This is a genomic window from Sphingobium sp. 3R8 (assembly GCF_020166615.1).
GTDB lineage: Bacteria > Pseudomonadota > Alphaproteobacteria > Sphingomonadales > Sphingomonadaceae > Sphingobium > Sphingobium bisphenolicum.
Map to the genome: position 1 here is coordinate 1 of NZ_JAIQXR010000040.1, position 11,106 is coordinate 11,106.

General features: G+C 60.7%; 9 protein-coding genes. 4 read left to right on the forward strand and 5 right to left on the reverse strand.

Annotation, left to right across the window (positions count from 1 at the left end; genetic code table 11):
* On the forward strand, positions 1 to 645 hold a 645-nt coding region (locus K9B33_RS22440; protein WP_224551339.1), incomplete at its 5' end, for a nucleotide-binding domain-containing protein.
* A gap of 42 nt (positions 646 to 687) precedes the next feature.
* Here the strand turns inward: K9B33_RS22440 and K9B33_RS22445 are convergent.
* The 4 genes from K9B33_RS22445 to K9B33_RS22460 form a co-directional block, all read right to left on the reverse strand.
* Positions 688 to 2,469 (reverse strand): ATP-binding protein, encoded by a 1,782-nt coding sequence (locus K9B33_RS22445; RefSeq protein ID WP_224551340.1) that lies wholly within the window; start codon positions 2,467 to 2,469, stop codon positions 688 to 690.
* A 216-nt stretch (positions 2,470 to 2,685) separates the two neighbouring features.
* The gene (locus tag K9B33_RS22450; RefSeq protein ID WP_224551347.1) at positions 2,686 to 4,002 is read right to left on the reverse strand and encodes an SIR2 family protein; all 1,317 of its coding nucleotides are present in this window, start codon (positions 4,000 to 4,002) and stop codon (positions 2,686 to 2,688) included.
* A gap of 674 nt (positions 4,003 to 4,676) precedes the next feature.
* Positions 4,677 to 5,243 (reverse strand): hypothetical protein, encoded by a 567-nt coding sequence (locus K9B33_RS22455; RefSeq protein ID WP_224551341.1) that lies wholly within the window; start codon positions 5,241 to 5,243, stop codon positions 4,677 to 4,679.
* A gap of 79 nt (positions 5,244 to 5,322) precedes the next feature.
* A complete protein-coding gene (locus tag K9B33_RS22460) occupies positions 5,323 to 7,344 on the reverse strand; it encodes a hypothetical protein (protein WP_224551342.1) in 2,022 nt (673 codons plus the stop codon).
* A gap of 302 nt (positions 7,345 to 7,646) precedes the next feature.
* Here K9B33_RS22460 and K9B33_RS22465 point away from each other — a divergent pair, with 302 nt between their 5' ends.
* Positions 7,647 to 8,408, forward strand: a complete 762-nt coding sequence (locus tag K9B33_RS22465; protein WP_224551343.1) for a GNAT family N-acetyltransferase — start codon at positions 7,647 to 7,649, stop codon at positions 8,406 to 8,408.
* On the opposite strand, the gene K9B33_RS22470 is transcribed toward K9B33_RS22465, so the two are convergent.
* Complete coding sequence (locus tag K9B33_RS22470; RefSeq protein WP_224551344.1) at positions 8,405 to 8,818, reverse strand: DUF4172 domain-containing protein; 414 nt, start codon at positions 8,816 to 8,818, stop codon at positions 8,405 to 8,407. The two genes, K9B33_RS22465 and K9B33_RS22470, sit on opposite strands and share 4 nt — an antisense overlap.
* A 249-nt stretch (positions 8,819 to 9,067) precedes the next feature.
* Here K9B33_RS22470 and K9B33_RS22475 point away from each other — a divergent pair, with 249 nt between their 5' ends.
* Complete coding sequence (locus K9B33_RS22475) at positions 9,068 to 9,280, forward strand: helix-turn-helix domain-containing protein (RefSeq protein ID WP_224551345.1); 213 nt, start codon at positions 9,068 to 9,070, stop codon at positions 9,278 to 9,280.
* An 8-nt stretch (positions 9,281 to 9,288) separates the two neighbouring features.
* Positions 9,289 to 10,635 carry a type II toxin-antitoxin system HipA family toxin gene (locus K9B33_RS22480; RefSeq protein ID WP_224551346.1) on the forward strand — a complete coding sequence of 449 codons (1,347 nt, stop codon included), beginning with the start codon at positions 9,289 to 9,291 and terminating at the stop codon, positions 10,633 to 10,635.
* Positions 10,636 to 11,106: the final 471 nt, after the last annotated feature.

Here is an 11,106-nt window from a genome sequence, read left to right on the forward strand (position 1 = left end):
GTCCCCAATCCGGCCGACACCGGCGAGGACCTCAACAGGCTGACGGCTGATGCCAGCAAGGACCTCGTCGCGCGGCTGCGCGAGTTCGAGGATACCGCCCGGCGGGCCAATACCGCCACCAGCGAGGAGAGTGCCGCCGAGATCTGGACCGAGGCCTTCGAGCACTTCTTCCCCATGCCCGAGGACGTCGACGGCGAGGATGGCGGCGAACGCAGCGAGGCGACCGTCGCCAAGAGCACGGCGTTGGTGGCCTACACCTTCGACCCCCGGATCTACATCCGGGCCGTCTCGAGGGACAACGACAGCTACGTCCGCGATGGCGTGAACTCGATCGCCACGATCGTGAAGAACTGCTCGATCCACTTCGAACTGATCAACGCGGACGAGCTGCCGGCCGGCGCCTCGGTGCGCTGGACCGTCCGCAACCGCGGGCACGACGCCTGGAGCAAGAACGACATCGGGCACTTCGCCGGGGCGGAGCTCACCGCCGACGAGCATTCCGCCTACAACGGCAACCACGCCATGGACGTCACCGTCTACCAGTGGGGCCGCATCATCGGCCGCCGTCGGGTCGAGATCAACGTGCGCGGCGGCGTCGTGCCGCCGAGGAACAAGCCGATGAAGCGCATCTTCAGGCGCCGCTAGATTCGGCCACGTGGCCCTAGGAAGAGAGGAAAAGAGGCACGTTCAGAACGGCGGATCGTCCTCCTCCTCGTCGATCAGCTCTGCGGGCGCTGCCGATAGCGTGATGCCCGCCTTGCGTCCGGCCTCGTGGAACCACAGGTCGACGATCTTCGCGTCGTCGCTCGCCGGCAGCGGATCGGCGCTCCGAACCCTGAAGGTCGTGGGCAGGTTGACCGAGTTGCCGAACACCAGCGCGTGCTGCTTGGGCAGCGTCGGCAGCCTGCGCAGCACACCATCCGATATCGACGGCGACATCTGCCTGATCTGCGACAGGTCGTCGGGGTTCTGGATGCGGTGCACGACGAAGTTCGAACATTGCGACAGGACCGTCTTCGATAGCTCGCTCGGCCGTTGCGAGGCCACCAACAGGAACAGGCCATACTTGCGGCCTTCCTTCGCGATCCGCTCGAACACGCGACCTGCGTCGAGCGCGTAGCGGGAGGGTGTCGACGACATGTAACGGTGCGCCTCCTCGAGCAGGAGGTGGACGGGAAAGCGGCTGCGGGGCTCGGCACGCCGCAGCAGCCTGAAGACCATGCGCGCGACGACGGCGCTGACGAGCTCGACGACCTCGTCCTCCACCGCGTTCATGTCGATGATCACCACCTGCGACGCCTTCACGTGGCCGCCGTTCTGGGCGCCCAAGCCCAGCAACCGGGCGAGGAACGGCCCGGTGTCCCTCGTCGCGCCTGCCGTTGGGTGCCGGAGAAAGGCGTAATCCTCACGCTCCAGCAGGGCTTTGAAGCGAGTTACCATCTGCGAGCAATGGTCCCTGATCTGGCGGTTGCCGTGCGCCTCCTCATAGAGCAGCGCCAGGTCGATCGCGTCACCTAATGTCGAAAACTCGAACGGGCTATTCGAATAGTCGGGCAGCTTGAAATTCTCGATGACGAAGCCGCCGTCACCATCCGCACCGACCAGGTATTCGAAGGCGTCTTTTATGTGGTCCATGTTGCCATAATGGACGTGCACCATCGCGCCGATCGTCCCCGAGCTGATCTCGGAGGTCCGGAAGCGCTGCAGGATGCCGAGGATCCGCGTTTCCTTCGCCCCGGGCGGGCTCTCGTCCGAGAGGATTTGGGTGATGCACTTGGCGAGGATGTGGTTGCGGATGCCGTTGAGCTGCCCGTCGGCCGCGCCGCCGAACAGCGTCGCAAGGCCGAGCGCCATGCGCAGGATCGGCACCTGCGTGCGCTCGCTCGCTTGGAGCAGCAGTTCCCATTCGGACAGGTCGAGAAACCAGTGCGGGATCCTGAACCGGTCGGCGGAGGCCGTGCCGTCGAGCACCAACCGATCCACCCCGATCACGCCCGTCGCGGCAAGCCTGCCGAACGCCTGGTGGTATTCGCCGTTGACGTCGAGCGCGACGAAGGTCGCGCCCCTGGCATAGTGCTCGTCGGGCTTGTCGAACAGCTCCTGCAGGATCGCGGCAACCGTGCACGACTTGCCGCTGCCAGTGTTGCCCAGCACCGCCGCATGGCCGCCGAAGAACTCGTCGATGCGCACCTTGACCCCGTAATCCTCGAACACGACCGACTGGCCGATCTCGAGGATGCGCAGTCGGGTCGCCTCGGCCGGCACGCAGTCGCCACCGTCGGGCCCCGAAGACCCTTCCGACGTCGGGCTGGTGTCGAAGATTCGGTCCAGCTCCTTGTCCAGAGCGTAGAGTGCATCAGCGTAGAGGGAGGGGAAAATGGAGACGCCGAAGCGGAACTTGCCGCCCTCCACGGGCAGCATGCCGACGGGCACGACGTCGAGGAACTTGGCCGACCCGGCCTTGTCCATCTCGCCACCGGAACCGGCGTCGCGCTCCGCAGCCCCACGATCTCGGCCACAACATATTCGGCCTGGGCCGGGATCATGACGAACGAGCCCAACCGGGCGACGTAATGCACGTCGTCGAAGCCGACCACGGTGAAGCTGTCCGTGCCGCCATGCATCTCGATCACGAACCTGTCGGCCGCGACCGCGACGACAGAGCCGATTGCGCGGCGCCGATCGTCAGTCGTCATCGGTCGGCACCGCGGCGGCGGCCGAGCCGGCGGCCATGGTCTGGAGCACCAGCTTCACCGCGTCGTCGATCCTGTCGGACGGGCGTCGCGGCAACAGGTGCTCGACGATAGTGCTGAAGTAATGGCCGGGTGCGCCGCCGGGCGGCCCCAACCCGCCGATGATCCAGATGCGCGGATCTGCCAGCGCGCGCAGCTTGGCGATGTCGCCGCCCGACCCCGGATCGGCGAACTCGATGAGCCTGAAAGTCGGGATCGTGAGCGCCTGGTAGATGATGTTGTTCAGGTGCTCGTCGCCGAAGGCATAGCCCATGGTGATCAGGACGCTCTGCTCCCGCACGATGCGCGACTGGAACTCGCGGAACAGGTCGGAATAGGGCGACCCGAGGCTCGAGTTCTGCTTCGCCGGCGTCGGGAAGATCATGACCTTCGAAGGCGCGGTCTGCGGCCAGGTCTCGCGGATCGGGAAGAGCCCGTGGTCGTCCTCGGTCCAGCTGATCGAGCCGTGCAGCTTGCACAGGTACACGAATCCGTCGACCGCCGACCACTTGCGGTTCGAGATGTCGAGCTGCTCGGCGAGCGCGTATCTGAACGTCGCCGGATTGAAGCGACGCTCGACGACGCCTGAGAATCCGTTCGCGTATGGCAGCCCCAGACGGTCCATCGCCCGTTCGCTGAACAGGTCGTAGTTCGTCGTGAAGATCCAGGGCCTGGGCAGCGAGCGGTCGCGCAGCACCAAGCGACGGTAGAAGGATTCGTAGAGGCCGAGCACTTGGTCGTCGCCATTGGCGAAGGCCCCGGCCGTGCACCGCTCCCACAGGAACGCCTGAACCTTGGCAATCATGCCATCGATCGCCGCGACCTCGTCCACGTCTCCGGCGTCGTCGCTCCGCGACAGCACGAACCGGAGCGCATGCAGCGTCTCCATCAGCCGTTCCAGGTTGCGGGTGTAGTCGCCGTCGAGGGTCAGGCCGTGCCCCGCCAGGCATGACAGGTCGGACGCGTCGAGCGCCCAGGCGGGGCCGCCCGCGGCGGCACCGGCTGCACCGCAGAACTCCGCCGCCAGCGGCGCCATCGTGGCGATGCCGCGCTCTGTGCCGTCCTTCATCATTGACGAGCAGCCCGCGCCGAGCAGGAAGGCGACGTTGCGCGCGCCGAGCGCCTCGCCCAGTGCCTTGCGCACCTGCTCAGGACCCTTATCCCAGTCCAGTTCTTGCGTCCCTTGGTCGCCAGACCTGACGAAGGTAAAATACTGCGACACATTCGATGCAGTCGGGCCAACTATACTGTGATCCGCCCCGTCGCCCATCTCGCTCAAAACCCGCTCCTTCCGCCGACGCGACTCTTCCCAACACGCCGTCCGCCATCGGCACGCGTGTAAGCCTTTCTGCGGGTCCAGCGCATCATCCGCAAGCCGTGCCGACAGTGAGCCACGAATTGGGCGGTGTGCCGCAATGCGTTTCGATGATCAGGGCAAACCGATTAATCGGGACGAACCGGCCGGGCACATCACAGGAGAAGTCCATTGTTGGTGGGAAACTTTATTGGCGAAGGGAAGACTTCATTGTAGTTTCAAAGCGTTGCTGCCGCTTGCCTGTTCCTGAATGAAGGGCAGTTTATCGCCCAACTTGCCTCAAAGCGGTCAGAGAGCATTCCACCAGTCATGCAAATCGGTGTTTGCTGAACTAACGGCGGCTTTCAGGATCTGTAGGCGGCAGGCGCAATGACCGTCATTAGGGCGCAAAGCCGACATAGTGCCTCGCGCCGGGATGGTCCGCTGCCAGCGTGATTCCGTTCCGAAGCGGACCGAGCAGAATGTCCCAATCTCGTTTTCAAGTCGATCGAGCGAGGAACAATTGCTTCTGCATCTTATCGACATTCATATCTCAAAGGATCGTCGGCGCGTGTGTTATCTTACGGCGGACAAGATTGAGAGGTCCACCGCATGTCTTCAGATTGGGCAACGCAAAGAAAGGGCAAGCTTCAGATACTTAACTCCCTCATAGCCTCAGTAATAAGTTCAACTGCTCGACTTTCCACGATTCGACGACGATCCGCGGGCAAGGCGGTGAGAATGCTATCGAGCTTGCGCCCAAGGGTGAGGCCTTCTCTTGGCTCCGCGATCATCGATCCAGCTTCAGTCCCAATTTCATCGGTCGCTGTCATTGGCACCGCCTTCAGCTCAGCAGATACTGTGAGCGGAGGATAAGCTTCTTCAATGACATGAATGGATTCGAGCGCGCCGTGGGTGAATCTGACACCATATTCATGCCATTGACCGCCGGGCTCTCGTGCGCCGCAGAAGCGAAAGTCACCATGGAAATCGAGATCGCGCCAGCGCTTGTTTATGGCTCTGCGCGCTCCCAAAAGAGGAAACTCAGGGTTCGGCCGCTCTTCGAGAGGAACGTCTTCCCACTCGCAATCCTCGATCATCAGCCGACCATCGGCCCGAATTAAAAGGGTGGCAAACAGGCAATCGAAATCCTTGGTTTGCATCTTTCCCGTGAAGCCGTCGGGCAACGGAATTTCGCAGTAGATGTGGTCAAACATTCCCATTGCCGTCCCTCAAATCAGCCCTCTCCCCGACCATAATCTTTACCCTTCATCAAAAGCGCACCGCCGGGACCTGCTATGCCGCCGGAACAAGAGGAGGCTTCTCCTCGGTCTTTTCCCACACTTTCGTGATAATCTTTGCAGCCAGCGCCACCTTGTTCTCCGGCAAAAATCGCCCGTAATGCTGAGCAACCACTTCCGCCGTGTCCTGGATTGCATATCCGGCCTGATCGTAAGAGCCCGTTTCTTTCAGCACATGGGTGGCCAGCACGTCCCTCACGCTATGCGGTCCATGCGGAAGAAGGCCTTTGATCGCTCCCCGCCCGGTATAGGGATTATATATGCCATATCGCTGGATGACGAGGCGCCAGGCCTCATAGAAGGTCGATTGATTATAGGCAGCATCCTGGCTTGTCGATTTGACGGTCTTCACAAAGAAGGTTCCCGGATCTTCGGTCCCGTTTAGAAGCACCGCGCGATGATCGCGGCCCCAGGCATCGATAAAACGATAGAGATCGCCGACATTGGGGAGCAGCAGCCGGAACGGCTTGTTCGCGAAAAAGGACGAGTTCCCATTCTTGAATGCCGCCGCAGGTATGAGGACTTCCCATCCCCGGCCCCTGTCATTCCAGCGCATTTCTCCGCACCGACGCATTTCCAGCTGTCGTTCAGATAAAGGCCGTTCGTTTCGGGGACAGAAAAGCAGTTCCCGGAGGTTCTTTTGGCGCACGCCGAGGTGCAGGCCAAGACGGATGATCAGAAAGGAACGAACGCTTTCTGCCGCGGCCTTCGGATAGCGATCGTTACGCGGCATGAGCCGCAGGACTTCGTCCGCAATACGCCGATACTCTCCGACCGGACTATCCGCTTCAAGGACGGCCATGATCGGCTCGAACGTGTCCCGGTGGACCCGGGCAACACGGAGGATTTCCCGCACCCGCATCATTCCATGCTGGTAGAAGGCCTCACATGTCCCGTCCCAGTCGGCAATTGCTCGTTCGATATCGTCCTGCGATACCAGACCATCGATCGGGCGTAGCGATCGAGCCAGATCCGGGCGCTGTCGCAGCCACCCGGTGTCAGTCCGCGTCAGTGCGAGACCAAGCTGGACCATGTTGACTTCCCATATGGTATAAAAGCCACGGCGACGCTCTCGCCATTGAACATACCAGTCCCACACTGCCGGAAAAACCAATAGCGCCAAGGTGAGTCTGGCCGGAGAAGCACCAAAGCCGGCGACCGGTCCCTTGGGATCTGCCACCATCGCTCCGAACAACAGGCCGAGATGATCGACCTTCTGAAGCGCGGTCTGCTCGTTCCAGACACCGTTACGCTGATAGCCTCTTTCCGTCAGTGTCGTGGTCTTGAACTGAATGAGATGCGCCACTTCTGCTATCAAGCGCTGCGGAGCGTCACGCGTGGCAGCGGCGAGGTCGATCTGCACATCGTCCAGTTCCTCCTCCCCAAATTCATTCTGCCGGTTCAACGAGGCATTCGTGTGCAGACCGGCCAGATCGGGGAAACGAAGGGCATAGCGGTGACGCATAGCCATTGCCTGATAGAGACGATAATCCGTCGCCCCCGACACGATCACCTTACGAACCCAATCGAGAATTTCGCGGCGCTCCTTCAATGGCCGCTTGTCGAAATCACTGGGCAAGTGCCAGGAGAACCGCCGTCTTTCCGACGGCGTCATGTCACCAAGCTTCGTATGACCGTTTGCCGCCCGACCACTGTGTGGAAGCTTGGCAGCAAAATAGCCAACCGGGAGGCGATATCGATTTTCGATACGAGCGAGCATGTTCAGGCTGGCGACGGCGCGCGGCACTTTGTTTCCCGCGACCCAATGCTCGATCGTCTTTCGATCGAACCGGTCTTTGGGACCGGTGATCGCCCTGTGCAGATGCCAGACCGTATCACCGTGGCGTTCCATGTGCAGTGCCAAAGCTTCATGAAAAGTCGGCTTGTCCGCCCATAATGTGGATTTTGGGTCTGGAAGCTCGACAATCGGACGCGGCTTGGGGCCACGTTTCTTTTTGGGAGATGCCGAGATAGCCCGAGCTTTGGAAATATATTTGCGACGGGCCTTCGGTATCATGAAAAATAGGTTGTCCTGTAAAGGCTTAGGGAGAGGGTCAGGCTCCATACAGGATCGAAGCCGTCACGAAAGTAGGATGTCGAAATATCCCTCTGCGCCAGTAGCGGGCTAATTTTGCCCGCCCGGGCATTCCATCCTCCCATTCGGGAAGACCTATGATTACGACAGCCAGCCAAGTCGTTTTGAAATCACGCGCAAGGCGCTCGGCGTCATCCAGCGCGAGTTGGCGCTTGCCATCAATTCGACATCCGATGGCAACCGAACGCTTGCGCTCCTGGTCCCGCATGGAACAGGACGGGGGTATGGCTGATCGATCCTCTTCCCCATTGAACATCTCCATCGACGCCGACGAACGCGCCTCGCTGGAGGCGGCGGCGAAGCACACCGGCGTCGACCTGAGTAATTTCATCCGCGGCAAGGCGATCGAGGCGGCGGAGACGGCGTTGCTCGAGCGGCGACTAGTCACCATCCCCGCTGAGGACTGGAATAAAATCGAGGCGTGGGTCGACACCCCACCCAAGGACATAGCTGCGCTTCGGCGGTCTTCAGCGATCCGATCCTTGGAATCGACGCGCGCCCTTACTGGCGACGACGACAGATATGCGTTCGACTGCGGACGCGCGTCGTTGAACCACTGGTTCTGGTATCATGCGTGGCAGGACCAGGAAACCGACATGGCACGAACCCATGTGGCGGTAGACCCGGTCACCGGCGATATTATCGGCTATGTCAGTCTTTCAGCGGCGGAGATCAAGCGAGCATCCCAGCCGTCCGAAGGGATTACGCCAGATATCTGGCTCACCGCTATTCCCGCAGTCATGTTCGGTCGGTTTGCTATCGATCAGCGCCATCAAGGGCTCGGCCACGCCCGATCATTGATCGGCTTCGCGCTTGCGAGTGCTGTAAGGGTTTCCAGGAACATCGGTTGTTTCTGCATGCTGGTCCATCCGCTCGATGACCGCATTCGTGCCTTGTTCCAGAGGTTTGGGTTCGAGGACATTCCCGGTGATCCAGCCCGCGGCATGGCAATCCGCATTATCGATCTGGAGCGCAATGGCCTCTAGGCGCCGTTAGTGGCAAGATCGTTGCGGCCATTGGCGATCATACGGTGCCAACGATGTAGGGCGCCGTGGGACAGCGGCTCGGCATAACTGCGGTAGAGATCAACCATCATTTCCGCAATGCCGGCTTCAGCAGGTGGAACGCGGCGGCGCTCCGTATCCAGCCCGAACTGAAGACGGAGCGAGGATTGAACGCTGTCACGGTCGAGCAGTTCGCCTTCGATCTCGGAGTTTTTGACCTCTTCCCCGGTCATCATGTCGATCAGGATCGTGTACGGTCCTTTCGCATCGACAGGCTTGATGGAGCCGATCTGCTCGCCGACATTCTGCAGGAACCGTGCCTCCAGGAGGATAAGCGCGCCTTCATCCCACCGAAAATGCGGCCAGTGCGATTGCTGACAATTCCAAGCCATGAGTTATAGAATTCTAGTTTATAACTCATATTATCGCCCATATTGAGCTATAAATCCAACCTTTGTAACTCACGACCTCTCCTTGCCAGACGCAGATCCATCTACCTGTTTCGAGCGGCGCCCAACGCTCTTCCCGCTCGGTAAGAAATATCGCAGCCCTCGTACTCAAAAATGGAAATCTGCCCGTTCGGGAAGATTTTAGGTTGCAATAGCCTCTTCCTCATGCTTTCTTCCCGTTCGGGAAGACCTATGATTACGACAGCCAGCCAGTTCGGTTCCGAAATTGCGCGCGCACGCAAGGCGCTGGGTCTCACCCAGCGCGAACTGGCGCTTGCCATCAACAGCGGCGAACGCTTCATTGTCGAGCTTGAAGCGGGCAAGCCGACCGCTCAGTTAGGCAAGGCGCTTGCCGCTGCTCAGGCGGTGGGTCTGCAACTGCAAGCCACCGCGTCGGCGGACTGAACGTCCGTATGGAACTGCCCCTATTCTACAACCATCGACCGGTGGCGATGATCGCCGCGGACGAGCAAGGCGCGCGTCTCACCTACGTGGAGAGCTGGCTGGGTGCGGCAGATCGCTTCCCCGTGTCGCTGACCATGCCGCTTGGGCCCGATAGTTACCGGGATGAACGTCTCCTCCCCTGGCTCCTGAACCTGTTGCCAGAGGGAGAACCGCTGCGCGCGATGACCCGAGTACTAGGCGCATCACCTGAAGATGTGCTGGGCCTGATAGCGGAGACCGGCAATGACCTGGCCGGTGCTCTATCAATCCAGCCAGCGGAGCCGACCGGCACTCCCGGTTATCGCGAGATTCCGGACGAAGAGGCGCTCGAACGCATTATCTCCGAACTCCCGGCGCGCCCGTTCCTCGTCGATGAGGAAGGCGTCGCGATGAGCCTAGCCGGCGCGCAGGACAAGCTGCCGGTCGCCTTGCAAGGCAATCAGATCGCCATCCCCATCCGTGGCGCTGCATCGACCCATATTTTGAAGCCGGATAATCCTCGCCTGTTTGGCAGCGTGCAGAATGAAGCCCTGTGCATGGTACTCGCGCGCCGGGCCGGACTTGCCACGGCGCCAATCATCACGGGGCTTGCAGGCAAGCGCTCCTATCTCCTCGTGACACGCTATGACCGGATCATGGACGACGAAGGCGCCAGGCGCCTCCATCAGGAGGATTTCTGCCAAGCTTTGGGTCGTCCTCCGGCGGCGAAATATGAGTTCAACCGAACCGGCACGCGAGGCCCTTCCCTCGCCGAGATGTTCGCGCTGGTGCGCGCGCATATGACGGCGCGGGAAATCACTCAGCTTCTCGATGCAGTGATCTTCAACATCGCTATCGGCAATGTGGACTCCCATGCAAAAAACTATTCGCTGCTGCTCGGACCCCGCAGGCCTGCCCTCGCTCCGCTCTATGATCTGATGTCCGGCCTTGCCTGGGACGGCATCACCCAGAACCACGCCCAGGCCATAGGGAGCCAGCGCCGTGGACGCCATATCTATGGGCGCCATTGGCGCGCCATGGCGGCAGCGTGCGGCCTTGCGGGAACGGCGACAGTTCGCCGGGTGGAACAGTTGACCCAGCGCCTCCTGAAAGAACTTCCCGCTGCTACAGCCGAGGTCGCCGCCATGCCCGCAGGCGCAGGACCTATGCTGGGAATCTTCGAGCAAGAGATCGGACAGCGCATCGTCGAGGTCCGGGCCCATGCTGCGGAAATCGGTGAGGTCGATGCGCCTGAAGGCGCGGATGGCGAAACCGAGCAAAGTGCAGGAGCAGAGGCAGCGAACGAGCTATCCGGGGATGCAACGGCCTATCGCTGAAGGCTCCCTCGTCCCAAAGAAGCAGAACGACTTGGGACGCAATTGCAGCACTTTGAGCAACGGAAATACGCTTACGACGTGTCACTGCACGGGTGAGCATCGCCATGCGACTATAATCTCAAGTCCTTGGAAAGCAGAATGTGAAGGCTGCTCTCTTTCCAAATCGGCCCGCGATTCCCGATGGCAACTTTTTGGCCGTTTGCGCGGCGCGCTTTAGCGATGCGCAATGATACGGTTTGAGACCTCAAAAAGACAGAAACACCGAAAGACCCGTTGATTGCTATGCTGACACGACGATACCCCATGCCGGGCAAAGGGTAAGATGGTTGAATGCGGATTGATGAGCCCTATCGATCCTTTGACATCACTCCCAGCAGGTGAATAAAGGGAGAACATTTGTGTCCGGAATAGCGGGGTCGAGGAGCCTAAATAGGCTTTAAAAGGGAAACCAAGCGAGAAAAAGTGCGCCGA